This is a genomic window from Ruegeria sp. SATB027 (assembly GCF_059613825.1).
Genome location: NZ_JBXWTH010000076.1, coordinates 193,366 through 211,496, shown reverse-complemented (window position 1 = coordinate 211,496; position 18,131 = coordinate 193,366). Strand labels below are relative to the sequence as shown.

The window sequence follows — 18,131 nt, the reverse complement described above, 5'->3', positions numbered from 1 at the left end:
ATCTTTTCGAAAATACTCAAAAATGCGCCGCCCGACGGGCGGCGTTCAAACCGTCAACGGCCAAATCCGCTTGAGGCCGGGGGCCTTGCCCGCTAATCACGATCCGCAAAGGAGCACGCCCCATGTCGATGAACAGCTTTGGCCATCTTTTCCGCGTCACCACCTGGGGTGAAAGCCATGGGCCTGCCTTGGGCGCCACTGTCGACGGTTGCCCGCCGGGCGTTGCGATTGACGAGGCGATGATCCAGCACTGGCTGGACAAGCGCAAACCGGGGCAAAACAAGTTCACAACGCAGCGGCGCGAACCGGATCAGGTCAAGATCCTTTCCGGCGTGTTCGAAGGCCAAACTACAGGCACGCCCGTGCAACTGATGATCGAGAACACGGATCAGCGCTCGAAAGATTACGGCGATATCATGGAAAAGTTCCGTCCGGGCCACGCTGATATCACCTATTGGCAGAAATACGGCATCCGTGATTATCGCGGGGGTGGGCGCAGTTCAGCCCGGGAAACCGCGTCGCGCGTGGCCGCGGGTGGACTGGCGCGCGAGGCCATCCGGCAGATCGCGCCGAATGTGCAGATCACCGGCTACATGACCCAGATCGGTCCGCACAAGATCGACCGCGCCAAATTCGACTGGGCGCAGATTGAACAGAACCCGTTCTGGGCGCCTGATGAACAGGCGGCCGGGGATTGGGCGACCTATCTGGATGACCTGCGCAAATCCGGCAACTCGGTCGGGGCCGTGGTCGAGGTTGTGGCACGCGGTGTCCCCGCAGGGCTTGGGGCGCCGATCTACGCCAAGTTAGACACTGATGTTGCGGCCGCGATGATGTCGATCAACGCTGTCAAAGGTGTCGAGATCGGCGAAGGCATGGCTGCCGCCGAACTGACTGGCGAAGCCAATGCCGACGAAATCTTCATGGGTCAGGATGGCCCGCAATACAGTTCAAACCACGCAGGTGGGATTCTGGGCGGCATCTCGACCGGGCAGGACATTGTCGTGCGCTTTGCGGTCAAACCGACCTCTTCGATCCTGACCACCCGCAAAACCATTACAAAATCCGGTGAAGAGACCGAGATCATCACAAAGGGCCGTCATGACCCCTGTGTTGGCATCCGCGCTGTCCCTGTCGGTGAGGCGATGATGGCCTGTGTCATCCTGGACCACCTACTGCTGCACCGTGGTCAGATCGGAGAAAACCGTGGACGGATCGGCTGATCTGCGCGCGCGTTTGCGTGCCGTTGTCGCGCAACGCATGGAAACTGATCCGGCCCATGACCTGGCCCATCTGGATCGTGTTTGGACCAATGCTCAGGCCATTGCAGGCGCTCAGGCGGACATCCCCGTCCTGTTGGCAGCCTGTTATCTTCATGATCTGGTCAACCTACCCAAGAATGACCCGAACCGACTGTTTGCCTCACGCCGGTCAGCTGCTGAATCAGGGCCTATTCTGGCAAAACTGGGCTTTTCCGACGATCAGGTTCAGGCCGCGCAACATGCGATAGCGGCCCATAGCTTCTCGGCCAATATCCCACCCGAAACGCTCGAGGCCCGGATTCTGAGGGATGCGGATCGCCTTGACGCCTTGGGGGCCATCGGGATTGCGCGCACATTTTCTGTATCAGGTGCTTTGGGGCGCGTTCTCTATGATCCGGCTGATCCATTCGCAGAAGCGCGCCCGCTGGACGATCTGCGGTATTCGATTGATCACTGGAAGGTCAAACTGCTGACCCTGCCAGACGATATGCTGACGGATGCAGGCAAGCAGATTGCGCAGGCGAGGGCGGACCGGATGTTTCAGTTCCTTGAGGATTTTGCAGCGGAAATCGGCGCATCGGTACCGAACTCGTGGACCATCACCTGATCCACCCCGTTGATCTTTTTTCTGCAAAGGCGCAGGGTCGCGCCGATGACAAAACCCTTAACATCGCATCGACCTTTGCTGGCTGTGGCGCTGAAGCTCGGCGCGCTGTTCCTTTTCACGTCGATGTCGGCGCTGGTCAAAGCCTTATCTGACGAATTCCCGCCGGGCCAACTGGTGTTCTTCCGGTCCCTGTTTGCTATTCCGGTCATCATTCTGTGGCTGATCGCACGCCGAGAGCTGGCGCAAGGCTTTGTCGTCAAGAAACCCATGGGGCATTTCTGGCGCGGTGTTCTGGGGACCAGCGCCATGGGGCTGACATTCACCGGCCTTAGCCTGTTGCCGCTGCCCGAAGTCACCGCAATCGGTTACGCCACGCCGATCTTCACCCTGATTTTGGCCGCCGTGATGCTGGGCGAGCGCATCCGCATGATTCGAATCGGTGCCGTGGCACTTGGGTTGCTGGGCGTGATGATCATGATCTGGCCCCGGCTTGGCAGCACTCAGATGGAAACGGCTGCAACCATCGGAGCGCTATGCGTACTGGGCGCGACCTTTGCCCGGGCCTTCGTGCAGATTCACATCCGCCAACTGGTCAAGGTCGATCACCCTGCTGCAATCGTGTTCTATTTCTCGCTGACAGCGACGCTGCTTTCGGCGCTGACGGCGATCTGGGGATGGACAATGCCTACGCTGAATCAGGCTCTAATACTGATCACCATGGGGTTAATTGGCGGAGTTGCTCAGATCTTGGTCACGTCCTCGTATCGGTTTGGACAGGCATCGATGCTGGCACCTTATGACTATGCAACAATGCTTTTTGCGATTGTGATCGGTTATTTCGCGTTTGATGAATTGCCCACCGTTGCGATCCTGATCGGGGCCGCATTGGTGATCGCAGGCAATGTTGTTGTGATCTGGCGCGAACACCAGCTGGGGCTGGAGCGTGGCAAGGCGCGGTCTGTCACGGACCCCAAAGCGTGACTTTACCTTTTGCATTCTTTCCCTAGGTTGGGCCGGACAATCAAAGAGGTTCCCCAATGAGCGACGCGCACGACCACAAGGAAAAGATGCAAAAGGTGCAGGCCCAGCACCGCAAGAAAGTGTCCGAGGCCGTCGACCCCGAACGCGGCCTTGTTCTGATCAATACCGGCAAGGGCAAAGGCAAGTCATCAGCGGCCTTTGGCGTGGTCATCCGCGCGCTTGGTTGGGGTCAGAAGGTCGCCGTGGTGCAGTTCATCAAGGGCAAGTGGAAAACCGGCGAGCGTCGTTTCTTCGAAGAACGTGATCTGGTCACCTGGCACACGATGGGTGAGGGGTTTACCTGGGATACACAAGACCGCGAACGCGACATTGCAGCCGCCAACGCCGCCTTCGACAAGGCTTGCGCCCTTATGGCAAGTGGCGAATACGATCTGGTGGTTCTGGACGAGATCAACATCGCGCTTCGCTATGAATATCTCTCGGTCGAGCAGGTGATAGAAGGGCTGAACGCGCGTTCGGACAAGACGAGTGTGTTCCTGACAGGCCGTGACGCACCGCAGGCGCTGCGTGATTATGCAGATCTGGTCACCGAGATGACCGAAGAAAAGCACCCGTTCCAGGCGGGAATCAAAGCCCAGCGCGGGGTGGATTTCTGAACCTTGCAACAGCGCAGCCCAAACTGCTGCGCTGCTATCCCCTGCCGCTTCGCACAGTTTCAAAGATATATCGCAACGACTTGCGTTGATGGGCGGTGCCTTGTGTGCGGGCTTCTTCAGCGGTTGCTGTGTCCCGGTTCTGGCGGTCGGCATAGGCGCAATAGTCGCCTTCGCAACAATTGCACCCGCACGCAACCAGCGCATCATGTCGGGCCATGATTTCGTCAAGCGTGTCTGTCATCTGTGACCTCACCCCGCGCTGGGATAAATCTGATGAATTCAGTCGGCTTTTTCAAGTAAATTCGCCCGACCGGCCAACACGCTTCTCTGCTCTGAGCCGCCGATTTGCAAAACGGGCGGCTCAGCTATTTCGGTAGTATCTGGACAAAGTTGCCAGTGCTGAGGAACTGCGCTCAGGCAGCGACTTCCTGCTCGGGCGCGCTGAGCGAGATGACGAGAACCACAGCCGCACCGTTCAGCCAGTAGAACGCCGCATCCAATCCTGAAAACCCCAGTACACTGGGTGCAAACAGAAAGGTGATGCCGACAATCAGGTCCACGGCCAGGTGAAATTTGTAGGGTAGAACGCGCCAAATTCCCAAATGATGGTCGGTCAGAACCGTCAGGACAAAGGCGGCGACGCCGGTGACAACCGAAAGCCACAGCGCCAGCGGGTTGGACTGACCCAATCCCAGCAGGAATGGCAGTGTCATCAGGGCAATGGCAACCGGGTAGTCCAGATACGCGTGGACAGAGCGGGTAACGAAACGCAGGGACATAGGATTTTCCTCTTTTCAATCAGTGATGAAAGAAAGATAGAAAGCCTGACCCGAACGCTGAATTCTCGATCGTTTCAAAAATCTTGCAGATCGTACAGAATTCTTGGCGTATTAGTGCATGGACCTGTATGCGGCTGGCGACAAGCCGACCTGCTTCTTGAAAACACGGGAAAACGCGGCCTCAGAGGCATATCCAACTTCGGCTGCTGCATCTGCGACGTTCCATCGTGCCTCTGTAAGGCCATGGCACGCAATCTGCATGCGCCAGTCGGTGAGGTATTGCATCGGCGTCGTGCCCATCTTCTGGGCAAACAACTGAGAGAAGGCTGTGCGCGACATGCCGGATTCGCGTGCCAGTGTTGCAACGCTCCAGTCTTGCGCTGGCGCTTGGTGGAACGCCGTCAATGCGCGTGAGATGCGCGTATCCGCAAAGCCCGCAAGGGCGGTGTCTTGCGGGCTTTGCCGTTCCAGATAGGTTCGGATCGCCTGCGCAAACAGAACTTCGGACAGCTTCAGTGCGATCAGATCGCCGCCAATACGGGCCCCGGACACTTCGGATCCGATCATTCGCAGGGTCGATTCCATCCACGATCCGGCCTCTTCACCATAATTCTCGATCAGGATGTAGGGGGGCAGGCGGTCGATCAGCATATGCCCGGTACCTTTTCGCCCTGCCGGGCCGGTGAAAGAAAAATGACCGCAGATCAGTTGCGTGTCCCGGTCCTCGTCTGCACCGCCATAGACAAGGACGCCATCGCCCTTGTAGCCGGCAATCTCAAGAACCTGTTCCAGAGGAAGCGCATCCGGTGGCCTGACCTCGGCACACAACAACGCATGTGGCGCCCCATGAGGGATCAGGATCAGATCCCCCTGCCGCAGCCGCAACGTTTCCCCGGTGGATGAGACATGGACCTTGAGCTCACCCCGTTGAACAAAATGAAACCGCGCGACGTTTTCGAATTCCGGCACCTGAATACCAAATGGTGGTGTGAACGAGGTGCGGAAGTAGAACGTGCCACGCAGGGACAGACGGGTGAGAATATCGCTGAGAAGATCCAACATGCGGTGAAGATACGGGAACTGACCCGATCGTCCAGATCACGGAACGCTTTGCACGACAATTTGCACGATCTGCAACAAAAACCCCGCCGAAGCGGGGTTTTGCAAGTTATTACGAGCGGACCAGTTTTTCGTAATCTTCTGCGATTTCGCGGGTCAGGTCGCCGACTTCGAAAGTGTAATCTCCGATTTGCCCGACCGGAGTGACCTCGGCCGCGGTTCCGGTCAGCCAGCACTGTTCGAAATCAGCCATTTCTTCGGGCTTGATGCGCCGCTCATGCACAGTGATGCCTTTATCCTTCAGCATCTGAATGACGGTCTGACGGGTGATGCCGTTCAGGAAGCAATCCGCCAGCGGGGTGTGAACCTCTCCATCCTTGACGAAGAACACGTTGGCACCTGTTGCTTCGGCCACGTAACCACGCCAGTCCATGAACAGCGCGTCCGAGCATCCCTTGGCTTCAGCCTTGTGCTTGGAAATGGTGCAAATCATGTAGAGGCCCGCCGCCTTGGCGTGAACCGGGATGGTTTCCGGGCTGGGGCGTTTCCACTCGGCGATGTCCAGTTTTGCGCCTTGCATCTTGGCGTCGCCGTAATAGGCGCCCCAGGGCCAGACCGCGATGGCCATCCGTACCGGGTTGCGGGCCGACGCCACGCCCATGTCTTCGCCAGACCCGCGCCAGACCAATGCGCGGACATAGGCATCCTGAAGGCCACTGGCTTTCAGGGTCTCTTCCTTGGCCGCTTCAATCTGATCGACGGTGTAAGGCATCGGCATGTCCAGCGCCTCGGCGCTGGCGATAAGACGTTCGGAATGTTCGCGGCTTTTGAAAATCTTGCCGTTATAAGCCCGTTCGCCCTCGAACACGGATGAGGCATAGTGCATCGCGTGGGTCAGAATATGCACATTGGCATCGCGCCAGGGCACCAGCTTACCATCCATCCAGATGACACCGTCACGATCATCATACCCCGCCATGCGAAACCTCCTGAACCGGGTTAAATTTCCGATTGTTGCGCTACTTAGGTCCGATGCGGACACAATGTTGCGCAAAAACTGCGATTCGATACCGCTCCACCCTTGGAATGTCAATAACGCTGACATAAAGTCAAACCCGAGTAACGAATGAGGCATGATATGTCCGAAATCCGCCCAGCCCCGCGATATGGGGGCGAGAGCCTGTTGTTTTTGACGGATGAACAGTTGAGGCAGGGGATCGAGGCCATGTTCTTTGCCTATCGTGGCTTTACCGCGGATCCTGATCGTATCCTGTCCGAGATGGCCTATGGCCGCGCCCATCACCGCGCGATCCATTTTATCAACCGTGCGCCGGGCACCACGGTGAACAATTTGCTGGCGATCCTCGGGGTTACAAAACAGTCTCTGAACAGGGTTCTTCGGACATTGATCGAGGATGGTCTGGTGGAAAGCCGGGTCGGAACCGTGGACAAACGCGAACGGCACCTATTTCTGACGGAGAAGGGCGAAACGTTGGAGGCCACGTTGTCAGATGCGCAACGAACAAGAATGCGCGCAGCCTTCAAGGATGCCGGTCCCGAGGCCGTGGCCGGGTTTCGCAAAGTACTTGAAGCAATGATGGATGCTGATATGCGTCATGCCTATACGAAATTGCGGGATACGAGTTCATGAGCGAAATGGATGCCCATCTGCTGATTGTTGATGATGACGAACGCATTCGCGATCTGCTCAAGAAATTCCTGATGCGAAACGGGTTTCTGGTGACAGCGGCACGGGATGCGGCCCATGCGCGGCGGGTTCTGTCGGGATTGGATTTCGACATGATCGTCATGGATGTGATGATGCCCGGCGAAGATGGCGTCAGCCTGACCAGATCGCTGCGTGACACTCATACAACGCCGATCCTGTTGTTGACCGCCAAGGGCGAGACCGAGCATCGGATTGCAGGGCTTGAAGCCGGGGCGGATGATTATCTCGCCAAACCTTTCGAGCCGAAAGAGTTGTTGCTGCGGATCAATGCGATCCTGCGCCGAATGCCGGAAACCCCGGCCGAGGAAACAGCGGCGAAGATCCTGCATCTTGGTCCCATCCGGTATGACATTGAACGTGGTGAAATGTGGCAGGGCGAAATGCCGGTCCGCCTGACGGCAACCGAAAGCCAGCTGATGAAAATTTTCTCGGCCCAACCTGGCGAGCCGATCAGCCGTGCAAAACTGGTGGAAGATCTGGGCCGGGATAAAGGACAGGCGCAAGAACGTGCCGTGGACGTGCAGATCACCCGCCTGCGCCGGAAGATCGAACAGGACCCGAAACAGCCCCGGTATCTGCAGACAGTCCGGGGCGCAGGCTATATGCTGGCGCCCGATTGAATGGGCCGCTGCGCGGCGATTAATGCCTTCGGCGAGGATATTTTTAGCCAGATGAAGATGGGATCCCGATGAAAACCGCCCTTTTGACACATGCCGATTGCCTTGGACATGTCACACCCCAGGGTCATCCGGAACAGGTGGCGCGGCTAGAGCATATCCTGCACGCGCTGGAGGGGCTGGATCTGAAGCGCGTGACCGCTCCGCTGGCGGCAGACGATGATTTGCTGCGTGTTCATCCCGAAAGCCATATCCGCGACATCAGATCGTCGCGCCCCACTGACGGGTTTGCGCAGATCGACGGGGACACCTTCATGTCGCCGGGTTCCGTGGATGCGGCCTATCGCGCGGCGGGTGCGGCAGTGCGCGCCGTTGATCTGGTTTTGGGCGGTGAGGCGCCGAACGCATTTTGTGCCATTCGCCCACCTGGGCACCATGCCGAAGCCGAGAAAGCCATGGGGTTCTGCCTGTTTGGCAACGCGGCGCTGGCTGCGAAACACGCGCTGGATTACCACGGGCTGAAGCGGGTCGCTGTGGTCGATTTCGACGTTCATCATGGCAACGGCACGCAGGACCTGCTTTGGGATGAAGATCGGGCCCTTGTGATCACCAGCCAGCAAATGCCGTTATGGCCCGGATCGGGCCGCCCGGACGAGACAGGCGCTTACGATAACGTTCTGAATATCCCGCTGGCCCCGGGCACCGGCGGGGCTGAGATGCGATCCGCCTATGAAACGCAGGCCTTTCCGCGCCTGCGGGCGTTCCGGCCGGAGCTGATCATCATCTCAGCCGGGTTCGATGCGCATCAGGACGATCCGCTGGCCAATCTGAACTGGTCGACTGGCGATTTCGCCTGGATCACGGCAGAGCTGTGCGGGATAGCCGATGAGGTGTGTCAGGGCCGTATCGTCTCGACTCTGGAGGGCGGGTATGATCTGAACGCACTGGCCGAGGCGACACGCGCCCATGTGGAAGAACTGATGAAGGCAGCACGATGACCGATACCCCAGTTGAGCAGATGACATTCGAGCAGGCCATGAAAGAGCTTGAGACCGTGGTTGGTCAGCTTGAGCGCGGCGACGTGGCGCTGGATCAGTCGATTGCGCTTTATGAACGCGGGGCCGCTTTGAAAAAGCGTTGCGAGGACGAGTTGAAGCGGGCCGAGGAAAAAGTGGCCGCGATCACTCTGGACGCGAATGGCCAACCGACCGGGACCACACCTGTCGAAGGTCAGTAAATGTTTCAGGAAAGACTGGCGCAGGACGCGGCGCGCCTTCAGGATCATTTTGACCTGATAATGGGCGCGCTGGACGATCTGGATGTGACACGGGCAATGGCCTACGCCACCCGGGGCGGTAAGCGGCTGCGCGGGTTTCTGGTTCTGGAAAGTGCGCGCCTGCACCAAATCGACGAGTCCCGCGCGATCTGGCCCGCGACCGCGATAGAGGCCCTGCACGCCTATTCGCTGGTTCACGACGATCTGCCCTGCATGGATGACGACGATCTTCGGCGCGGACGCCCCACGGTGCATGTGAAATGGGATGAAGGCACGGCTGTACTGGCCGGGGACGCGCTGCAAACACTGGCCTTTGAGCTGTGTACCCGGCCCGAGGTTGGAGATGCAGACGTTCGCGCTGATCTGGCACTGACACTGGCCAGGGCAAGCGGTGCGCAAGGTATGGTTTTGGGGCAGGCGCTTGATATCGCGGCGGAAACCGCTTCTGAGCCTCTGACGCTGAATGCGATAACACGGCTTCAGGGCGGAAAAACGGGCGCTTTGATCGAATGGTCCTCCTGTGCGGGTGCGCGTCTGGCGAAAGCGGATCCAGAGCCCTTGCGCCAATATGCCCGGGCCCTTGGTCTTGCTTTTCAGATTGCAGACGACATCCTTGATGTTGAAGGTGATGCTGCAAAGGCAGGCAAACGTCTTCAGAAAGATGCGGATGCGGGAAAGGCCACTTTCGTATCGCTTCTGGGTTTGGATGCTGCCAGAACCCGCGCCAGTGAACTTGTTGATCAGGCCTGCGCCGCACTGGACGGGTATGGCCCAACGGCAGAAACCTTGAAGGAAGCCGCTCGCTTCGTTATTGCCCGGGACAGCTAAGCCAGGAACGCGCCAAATGTCTGACCGCCCCAAAACGCCCCTGCTGGACCTTGTGAACCGCCCCGCCGATCTCAAGCGGTTCTCGGACGCGCAGTTGCATCAGGTTGCGCAGGAACTGCGGGCCGAGACGATTTCGGCGGTTTCTGTCACCGGTGGGCATCTGGGCGCGGGTCTGGGTGTTGTGGAACTGACAACCGCGCTGCACGCTGTTTTCGACACGCCGCGCGACAAGATCATCTGGGATGTGGGCCATCAGTGCTATCCGCACAAAATCCTGACCGAACGGCGCGACCGCATTCGCACGCTGCGCATGAAAGATGGCCTGAGCGGTTTCACCAAACGAAGTGAAAGCCCCTATGACCCGTTTGGCGCCGCGCATTCCAGCACCTCGATCAGTGCTGCACTGGGTTTTGCCGTGGCGCGTGATCTGGGCGGTGTAACCCCTGAAGGGTTGGGCGACGCGATTGCCGTGATCGGTGATGGATCGATGTCCGCAGGCATGGCATTTGAGGCGATGAACAATGCCGGTCACCTGAAGAAACGCCTGATCGTCATTCTGAATGACAATGAAATGAGCATCGCCCCCCCTGTTGGTGCCCTGTCCAGCTATCTGTCCCGAATCTACGCCGAGGCGCCATTCCACGATCTGAAAGCCGCCGCAAAGGGCGCTGTTTCACTTTTGCCCGAACCGTTCCGCGAAGGGGCCAAACGCGCCAAGGAAATGCTGAAAGGTATGGCCGTGGGCGGGACCCTGTTCGAAGAGCTCGGGTTTTCCTATCTCGGGCCTATTGATGGGCATGACCTGGATCAGCTGCTGCCGGTTCTGCGCACCGTCAAGGCGCGGGCAACCGGGCCGATCCTGATCCACGTCTTGACCAAGAAGGGCAAAGGGTACGCACCAGCCGAACAGGCCCGCGACAAAGGCCACGCGACAGCCAAATTCGATGTGGTTACGGGTGAGCAGAAAAAGGCCCCTTCAAACGCCCCTTCTTACACGTCTGTCTTTGGCAAGGCTCTGGTGGATGCCGCCGCGCGCGATGACAAGATCGTTGCGGTGACTGCCGCGATGCCAGATGGTACCGGATTGGGCCTGTTTGCCGAACGGTACCCGTCACGCTGTTTCGATGTGGCGATTGCCGAGCAGCACGGCGTGACCTTCTCGGCTGCGCTGGCGGCAGGGGGGATGAAGCCATTCTGCGCCATGTATTCGACCTTTCTGCAGCGAGGGTACGACCAGATTGTGCATGACGTCGCAATCCAGCGCTTGCCCGTTCGGTTTGCCATTGACCGCGCAGGTTTGGTGGGGGCTGACGGTGCCACCCATGCCGGGTCGTTCGATATTGCCTATTTGGCCAATCTGCCGGGCATGGTCGTCATGGCCGCCGCGGATGAGGCGGAATTGATGCACATGGTGGCAACCGCTGTCGCGCATGATGAAGGGCCAATTGCCTTCCGCTATCCGCGCGGCGAAGGTGTCGGAGTGGACTTGCCCGAACGCGGTGAGGTACTGGAGATCGGCAAAGGCCGCATGATCCGGAAAGGCGCGCGCGTCGCACTTTTGTCTTTTGGCACGCGGCTGGCTGAAGTTCAGAAAGCAGCCGAGTCTCTGACCGCCAAAGGCATTAGCCCAACCATCGCCGACGCCCGCTTTGCCAAGCCGCTGGATCGCGATCTGATCCTGGACCTGGCTGCGGATCATGAGGCGTTGATCACCATCGAAGAAGGCGCTGTTGGCGGGTTTGGCAGCCATGTGGCACAGCTTCTGGCGGATGAGGGCGTTTTTGACCGGGGCTTGAAATACCGCTCGATGGTCTTGCCCGACATCTTCATCGATCAGGCCAGCCCCGCGGACATGTATGCCGTTGCGGGTATGAATGCCGAGCAGATCGAAGCCAGGGTGCTGGATGTTCTGGGCGTAACCTCGATCGGTGAAAAGCGCGCGTAATAGCGGCGTTGAGACGCCCGCTTTTGGTTTCGACGCTTTTACAAGCAGGAGGCCGACAATCCAGAACAGAGCGGGAATGCCAAGCGCCACCCGGGTCCTTCATTGCGATTTTCTGGTCCTGACCCGAACGGTCTTTGCTCCAATAGTGACTTGAGACGACAAATCACTGATACCGGCCGCCTTTGAATTGTCCGTTGCCCATTCCCTTAAAGAGATCAAGGAGATTGTTCTGGGGCGCATATGCGCGAAAAAAACGTTGATCTGACAGACCGGGGCGCTGTTACCCGTGATAGGCAGCCACTGTCTTGAGTTGCGAAAAGCCATAAAGCGCCTCAAAGCCTTTCTCGCGGCCATGGCCGGACTTGCCCACACCTCCAAAAGGCAGTTCAACGCCGCCACCTGCCCCATAGTTGTTGAGGAAGACCTGACCCGCGTGCAGCCCTTTTGCCAACCGCATCTGCCGCGCACCGTCACGTGTCCAGACGCTGGCGACAAGACCGTAATCAGTGCAATTTGCTATAGTTAGAGCTTGTTCTTCGGTGTCGAACGGGATCAGAACCTGAACGGGACCGAAGATTTCATCGCGGGCAAGCGGGTGATCCGGTGGCACGTCCGCGAACAAGGTGGGCCGGACATAAGCCCCGGTTTCCGGCGCATCCTTTGCGATCGTCCCTTCCGCCGCAATGGTCAGATCGGCGCCTTTGTTCAGAAAGCTGTTTACGATCTGCTTTTGCCGGTCCGAGATCAGCGGTCCAACGCGAAGATCCTGCATCGCGGGTCCAACGCTGAGCTGTTCATAGGCCTCGGCCATGCGAGATTTGACCTGATCATAGACACCGCGCTGTACCAGAATGCGGGAGGAGGCCGAGCAGGTCTGTCCCGCGTTCTGAATGCCCGCATTCACCAGAAACGGCAGGGCGGCATCCAGATCGGCATCATCAAACACCAGCTGGGGGGATTTTCCGCCCAGTTCCAGCGTCACCGGCACAACGTTTCGCCCTGCAGCTTGCTGAACCAATGCACCCGTGGCCACCGAACCAGTGAACGAGATATGGTTGACCCCCGGATGCCCGGATAATGCAGCACCGGCCTCGGCCCCCAGACCGGGCACAACATTCAGCGCACCTGCCGGCAGACCCGCTTGCTGCGCGAGATGGGCAAAGGCCAGCGCGGTCAGGCAGGCCTCCTCTGCCGGTTTCAGAACGCAGGCATTGCCCATGGCCAGCGCGGCCCCGACCGAGCGCCCAATGATCTGCATCGGATAGTTCCAGGGCACGATGTGGCCCGTCACCCCATGAGGTTCGCGCAGGGTATAGACGGTGTAGCCATCGAGATAGGGAATGGTCTCACCCATCACCTTATCCGCTGCACCGCCGTAGAATTCACAATAGCGCGCCAGCGCGATGGCATCGGCGCGGGCCTGCGTCAGGGGCTTGCCGACATCCATCGCCTCAAGCCGCGCCAGATCGTCCACCCGTTCCAGCACCAGCTGGCCCAGCCGGGTCAGGATGCGGCCGCGCTCCAAGGCCGCCTTGCGCCCCCAGTCGCCCTTTAGCGCAGATCTGGCGGCGGCGACCGCCGCGTCAATATCCACACCCGAGCCGCGTGCAATCCTGCATATCTCGGTCCCGTCTGACGGGTTGGTCAAAGGCAATGAGTCGCCTGATGTCGCAGGTATCCAGTTTCCGCCAATCAGGCACAGGGTGGGATCAAACCAGAGTGGTTGGGTCATTTTGGCCTCCGTTCAGGCTCTAACAAAGGGTTTTACGCCGATAACTTCCCGATTTCAGGCAATTGGGGCGCGGCGGCGATCAGGGTTTGCGTGTAGGGATGCTGCGGGGCCGAGAATACCTGTTCGGTCTTGCCTTGTTCGACAATTCGTCCGGATTGCATCACCAGAACATGATCGGTGATGGTGCGCACCACACTCAGGTCGTGGCTGATGAACAGGTAAGTCAGATCATATGCCTCGCAGAGTTCGGCAAGCAGATCGAGTATTTGGGCGCGCACCGATACGTCGAGGGCTGAGACCGCCTCATCGAACAGGATCAGTTCCGGCCGAATGATCAGAGCGCGGGCAATAGCGATCCGCTGGCGTTGCCCGCCCGAAAACTCGTGAATGTATTTGCCCGCATCATCTGGGCCGAGGCCCACTGCCGTCAGCATCTCTGCGATCCGGTCCTGGCGTTCGGACCCCTTTGGTGGCGTTTCCAACAGGTGAAAAGGTTCTGTAATCAGGCGCGCGACACGGTGGCGGGGATTGAAGCTGCCATAGGGGTCCTGAAACACGACCTGCATCTTGCGACGTACCGCAAGGTTGGGCCTGTGGCCGGTGAAAACCGGCTGACCATCCAGCATAATCTGACCGGATTGGATCTCTTCCAACCCTAAAATAGCCCGTGTTAGGGTCGATTTTCCGCAACCGGACTCGCCCACCAGCCCTAAACGCTCCCCTCGGTTGAGGGTAAAGCTGACACCATCCACCGCGCGGTGGTGGCGCGGCGCATCCAGCAGACCTTTGCGGGGAAGGCGGTAATCCCGGACGACCTGCGAAACCTCCAGAAGCGGGCGTTGCTGTGTAGGTTCAGGTAGGGTGACCTGATGACCCGAAGCTTCGAACAACATACGGGTATAGGGGTGTTGCATATCTTGAAACAGGTTTCGCGTCGCGCCACTTTCGACGACCTCGCCGTGACGCATGACGACAATCTGATCGGCCATGTCCGAGACCACAGCCAGGTCATGGGTGATCATCAGCAGGCCCATGTCATATTCGCGAACCAGTCCTTTCAGCAGATCAAGGATCTGCGCCTGCGTGGTGACATCCAGCGCCGTGGTCGGCTCATCCGCGATCAAAAGCCTGGGCCGCAATGCGATGGCCATTGCGATGACCACACGCTGACGCTGCCCGCCCGACAGCTCATGCGGATAGCGCGACAGAGGAAACCTGTCGGGTGGCAGGCCAACCCGGGTCAAAACCTCTGCGGCGCGGGTCCGGGCCTGAGCAGGAGGCATCGCCTTGTGGATCAGGATGGTCTCCATCACCTGATCGCCGATGGTTTTCACCGGGTTGAGCGCCGTCATCGGTTCCTGAAATACCATCCCGATCGACGCGCCACGCAAGGCGCACATCTCGGCCTCGGATTCGGACAGCAGGTCAGTGCCATCCAGTCGGATTACGCCGTCTGCCGTTGCCCCGTTTGGCAGAAGCTGCATCACAGCCAGTGCTGTCATGGATTTGCCCGAGCCGCTTTCACCTGTCACCGCCACGATCTGGCCCGGGTCGATGGACAAGTTGACCTGTTTCAGGATCGGTACCCCGTGGATCGACAGGGACAGGTTTTCGACTTGCAGCAACGTCATGCCCGCGCCACCCTGATCCTTGGGTCCAGCCAGTCGCGCAGACCATCACCCAGCAGGTTCAAACCCAACACCGTGACAATAATCGCCAAGCCCGGAATCAGAGCCAAATGCGGGGCAAAACCGACCATTGTCTGGGCGTCCGCCAGCATCCGGCCCCAACTGGGCGTCGGAGGTTGCGCGCCCAGACCGACATAGGACAGGCCCGCCTCGGCCAGTATGCCCAGCGAAAATTGGATGGTGCCCTGAACGATCAGCAAGTTGGCGACATTGGGCAGGATGTGTTCGGCTGATATCCGTGCGGCACCTTTGCCCGACACACGGGCGGCAAGGATGAACTCGCGCTCCCACAGCGACAATGCGGCCCCTCGGGTGATGCGGGCAAAGACGGGGATGTTGAAAATACCGATCGCAATGATCGCGTTGATGGCACCGGCACCGAACACAGCCGTGATCAGAATGGCGATGACCAGCGAGGGAAAGGCAAAGACCAGATCGTTGCCACGCATGATTACCTCATCCAGCCACGACCCTTTGCGCGCGGCGGCTGTCAGGCCAAGGGGTACGCCCAGCGCTATGCCGATCCCCACGGCAACCAGAGCCACCGCAATCGAAGTGCGTGCACCGACCATGATCATCGAGAACATGTCGCGGCCGAAGTGATCCGTTCCAAACCAGTGTTGTGCATCGGGCGTCTGAAGTTTGTTGGGGATATCCAGCGCGGCATAGTCGTAGGGTGTCCAGACAAACGAGATCAGCGCCGCCAGCACCACCAGCGACGACAGCGCCGCGCCAAGGATCAGGTTGCGGCTCATGACCGGCTCCTTAGCCTTGGGTCAACGGCTGCATAGGCCAGATCCACCAGAAAATTCACGGTGATCACCGCAAAGACCAGCAGCATCACCACCGATTCAACCACGATCAGATCGCGGGCCGAAATGGCCTGAAACACCAACCGCCCGAGGCCGGGCAGGTAAAACACCTGTTCGATGATGATCGACCCGGCCAGCAGGAAGGAAAACTGCAAGCCGATGATCGTCAGCACGGGGATCAGCGCGTTCCGCACCCCATGCCGCCACAGAGCCTGACGACGCGACAATCCCTTGGCCCGCGCGGTGCGCATGAAATCCTCGCCCAGAATATCCAGCAGCGCCGATCGCATGACGCGGGCCAGGATCGCGGCCTGAGGAAAGGCCAACGCAATGGCGGGCAAAGTCAGCGAACGCAGCCCCGCCCCAATGCCCTCGCCCCAGCCAACAAACCCACCGGCATTGAACCAACGCAGGTTAATGGCGAAGATCAGCACCAGCATCATCGCGAACCAGAAATTGGGCACAGCGATACCAAGCTGTGTCGCCCCCATCACCGCCAGATCCCCGGGCTTGCCCCGGCGCGCGGCGGCATAGATACCGGCGGGAAAGGCGATCAGCGTAGACAGCGTGAGCGCATACAAAGCCAAGGGCAACGATACCCACAGCCGGTCCGCAATCATCTGCGACACCGGTGTGCGATAAGTGTACGAGGTGCCGAAATCTCCGGCTACCATCCCTCCGACCCAGTTGAAATACCGCTGCACCCTGGATCCATCCAGACCCAGTTCAGCCCGCAGCGCGGCCAACGTATCCTCCTGCGCGTTGACACCCAGCATGAACGATGCCGGGTCCCCCGGTGCGACCTCGATCACGGCGAAGATGACCACCGAGGCGACGGCAAGGCTGACAAGCAATGAGATCAGTCGTTTAAGGGTATAGCGAAGCATTGAGGTCACGTTAGGGTCTCAGCCGTCACGGGTCCAGCATCTACGGCATCGGCAGACCGGCAAATGGCGCTGCGCAACCTTTGTCCCTTTCCACCTGTTAATCCGCATGCAGGACCTGATCCCGATTTTCACCATGTTTGTTGCGCGTTTTTTCGATTTCGCACGTTCCGTGTTTTGCTACACTTGTTCGAACCGTTTCCGCAGGCCAGAGCGGCCAAGGAGCAATCCGGGCCGAACCAGGATTTACTGATAGTGTAGCGCTCATGCTGACAGAAAATAGAATTGAGATCGGGTTTCTGCTGTTCGATGGCTTTCCGATGGCTTGCCTGACCTCGGTCATCGAACCGCTGCGCGCCGCAAATGAGATCGCCGGGCAAGAGGCATTTCGCTGGTCTCTTGTGGCGGAGAACGGGGGAAAGGTCAGCTCCAGCGCTCATGTGCGTTTTGAGGCTGAACGCAACCTCGCAGACTGTAAGCCGATTGATATTCTGTTCCTGCTCAGCAGTCCGACCTCGGGCTTCAGAAACCCTGCCCAGGGGAATGGTGCGTTGCGGGCTTTGTCACGACACGGGACAATTCTGGGCGGTATCAGCGGCGGCGTTTTCCCGCTCGTGCGCTCGGGGGTCATGACCGGCCATCCGGTATCGGTGCACTGGTGTTACGAAGCCGCGTTTCTGGCCGAGTTTCCACAGATCGATGCACGGCGCGAAGTGATCGTGTCGGATGCCACGCGGTATACTGCGGCCGGGGCGGCCGCCGCGTTTGATCTGGCCCTGCATCTGATTCAGGACCGGTTGGGCGGCGAAGTCGCGCATGAGGTGGCCTGCTGGTTCCAGCATCCGATGATGCGAGGGGAAGGTGTTCAGCAACAGGTGCCCAGTGCAAGCAAGCCTGCCACGGGTGAAAAGCTGCCGCCGCTTGTGGCACGATGTGTCGACCTGTTCGCAAGCCGTATCGGCAATCCGATCTCGATCGCGGACATAGCGGATCAAACGGGCGTCACCCCCCGCCAGATCGAGCGCGCCTTCAAACAGGCCACAGGGCAAAGCCCCAGCCATTATTTCCGCTCCATGCGGATGAAGGCGGCCCGTCAGATGGTTGTCTATACCAAGGACCCTATTGCCGACATTGCCGCGGCCATCGGATACAGCTCGGTCACGCCGTTGGTGACGCACTACCGATCTGCCTTTGGTTTGAGCCCCAGCGAGGACCGGCGACGGATCAACCGGTTTCGGGTCGAGGATAACGCTCCGCTGCCCTCAAGCTGACTTTG

19 protein-coding genes are annotated in these 18,131 nt (G+C 59.2%); 11 read left to right on the top strand and 8 right to left on the bottom strand.

What is annotated here, in order from left to right; translation table 11 throughout:
* The first annotated feature begins 122 nt into the window (after positions 1-122).
* The 4 genes from aroC to cobO are packed head-to-tail and all read left to right on the top strand — an operon-like array spanning position 123 to position 3,506.
* A complete protein-coding gene (aroC, locus tag AC2FPW_RS19040; RefSeq protein ID WP_496814955.1) occupies positions 123-1,223 on the top strand; it encodes a chorismate synthase in 1,101 nt (366 codons plus the stop codon).
* Entirely contained in the window at positions 1,207-1,869 is a 663-nt protein-coding gene (locus AC2FPW_RS19035; RefSeq protein WP_496814954.1) for an HD domain-containing protein, read from the top strand. The genes aroC and AC2FPW_RS19035 overlap by 17 nt, the downstream gene beginning before the upstream one ends.
* Before the next feature lie 45 nt (positions 1,870-1,914).
* A complete protein-coding gene (locus AC2FPW_RS19030) occupies positions 1,915-2,850 on the top strand; it encodes a DMT family transporter (protein ID WP_480898840.1) in 936 nt (311 codons plus the stop codon).
* 56 nt (positions 2,851-2,906) lie between these two features.
* Positions 2,907-3,506 (top strand): cob(I)yrinic acid a,c-diamide adenosyltransferase, encoded by a 600-nt coding sequence (cobO, locus tag AC2FPW_RS19025; protein ID WP_480560138.1) that lies wholly within the window; start codon positions 2,907-2,909, stop codon positions 3,504-3,506.
* A gap of 34 nt (positions 3,507-3,540) precedes the next feature.
* Here the strand turns inward: cobO and AC2FPW_RS19020 are convergent, their stop codons facing one another.
* The 4 genes from AC2FPW_RS19020 to AC2FPW_RS19005 all read right to left on the bottom strand — a co-directional run bounded on the left by AC2FPW_RS19020 (position 3,541) and on the right by AC2FPW_RS19005 (position 6,323).
* Positions 3,541-3,747: a hypothetical protein gene (locus AC2FPW_RS19020; protein WP_267363171.1), complete on the bottom strand. Its 207-nt coding sequence runs from the start codon at positions 3,745-3,747 to the stop codon at positions 3,541-3,543.
* Between the two features lie 172 nt (positions 3,748-3,919).
* Positions 3,920-4,285, bottom strand: coding sequence for an SPW repeat domain-containing protein (locus AC2FPW_RS19015; protein ID WP_050604526.1), 366 nt, complete (start codon positions 4,283-4,285; stop codon positions 3,920-3,922).
* Between the two features lie 111 nt (positions 4,286-4,396).
* Positions 4,397-5,347, bottom strand: coding sequence for an AraC family transcriptional regulator (locus tag AC2FPW_RS19010; RefSeq protein ID WP_480538489.1), 951 nt, complete (start codon positions 5,345-5,347; stop codon positions 4,397-4,399).
* 109 nt (positions 5,348-5,456) lie between these two features.
* Positions 5,457-6,323, bottom strand: coding sequence for a branched-chain amino acid aminotransferase (locus AC2FPW_RS19005; RefSeq protein WP_480506925.1), 867 nt, complete (start codon positions 6,321-6,323; stop codon positions 5,457-5,459).
* A gap of 159 nt (positions 6,324-6,482) precedes the next feature.
* Between AC2FPW_RS19005 and AC2FPW_RS19000 the strand changes: the two genes are divergently transcribed.
* The 6 genes from AC2FPW_RS19000 (at position 6,483) to dxs (ending at position 11,739) form a co-directional block, all read left to right on the top strand.
* Entirely contained in the window at positions 6,483-6,995 is a 513-nt protein-coding gene (locus AC2FPW_RS19000; protein ID WP_209598920.1) for a MarR family winged helix-turn-helix transcriptional regulator, read from the top strand.
* Entirely contained in the window at positions 6,992-7,693 is a 702-nt protein-coding gene (locus tag AC2FPW_RS18995; RefSeq protein WP_209506983.1) for a response regulator, read from the top strand. Before AC2FPW_RS19000 ends, AC2FPW_RS18995 begins: the two co-directional genes overlap by 4 nt.
* Before the next feature lie 68 nt (positions 7,694-7,761).
* Positions 7,762-8,688: a histone deacetylase family protein gene (locus AC2FPW_RS18990; protein ID WP_496814953.1), complete on the top strand. Its 927-nt coding sequence runs from the start codon at positions 7,762-7,764 to the stop codon at positions 8,686-8,688.
* Positions 8,685-8,927 (top strand): exodeoxyribonuclease VII small subunit, encoded by a 243-nt coding sequence (locus tag AC2FPW_RS18985; protein WP_267363166.1) that lies wholly within the window; start codon positions 8,685-8,687, stop codon positions 8,925-8,927. The genes AC2FPW_RS18990 and AC2FPW_RS18985 overlap by 4 nt, the downstream gene beginning before the upstream one ends.
* Positions 8,928-9,794, top strand: coding sequence for a polyprenyl synthetase family protein (locus AC2FPW_RS18980; protein ID WP_496814952.1), 867 nt, complete (start codon positions 8,928-8,930; stop codon positions 9,792-9,794). It abuts the gene before it with no gap.
* A 16-nt stretch (positions 9,795-9,810) separates the two neighbouring features.
* On the top strand, positions 9,811-11,739 hold the full coding sequence (dxs, locus tag AC2FPW_RS18975) for a 1-deoxy-D-xylulose-5-phosphate synthase (RefSeq protein WP_496814951.1): 1,929 nt from the start codon (positions 9,811-9,813) through the stop codon (positions 11,737-11,739).
* 280 nt (positions 11,740-12,019) lie between these two features.
* Here dxs and AC2FPW_RS18970 read toward each other — a convergent pair whose 3' ends face one another.
* From AC2FPW_RS18970 to AC2FPW_RS18955, 4 genes are read right to left on the bottom strand one after another with little or no spacing between them, the layout of a single operon-like run.
* The gene (locus tag AC2FPW_RS18970) at positions 12,020-13,471 is read right to left on the bottom strand and encodes an aldehyde dehydrogenase family protein (RefSeq protein WP_496814950.1); all 1,452 of its coding nucleotides are present in this window, start codon (positions 13,469-13,471) and stop codon (positions 12,020-12,022) included.
* A gap of 32 nt (positions 13,472-13,503) precedes the next feature.
* Entirely contained in the window at positions 13,504-15,102 is a 1,599-nt protein-coding gene (locus AC2FPW_RS18965; protein WP_496814949.1) for an ABC transporter ATP-binding protein, read from the bottom strand.
* Positions 15,099-15,914: an ABC transporter permease gene (locus AC2FPW_RS18960; protein WP_496814948.1), complete on the bottom strand. Its 816-nt coding sequence runs from the start codon at positions 15,912-15,914 to the stop codon at positions 15,099-15,101. Before AC2FPW_RS18960 ends, AC2FPW_RS18965 begins: the two co-directional genes overlap by 4 nt.
* Positions 15,911-16,858 (bottom strand): ABC transporter permease, encoded by a 948-nt coding sequence (locus AC2FPW_RS18955; protein WP_496814947.1) that lies wholly within the window; start codon positions 16,856-16,858, stop codon positions 15,911-15,913. Before AC2FPW_RS18955 ends, AC2FPW_RS18960 begins: the two co-directional genes overlap by 4 nt.
* Positions 16,859-17,121: 263 nt before the next feature.
* On the opposite strand from AC2FPW_RS18955, the gene AC2FPW_RS18950 reads away from it, so the two are divergent.
* Complete coding sequence (locus tag AC2FPW_RS18950) at positions 17,122-18,126, top strand: GlxA family transcriptional regulator (protein WP_480482737.1); 1,005 nt, start codon at positions 17,122-17,124, stop codon at positions 18,124-18,126.
* Positions 18,127-18,131 lie beyond the last annotated feature (5 nt).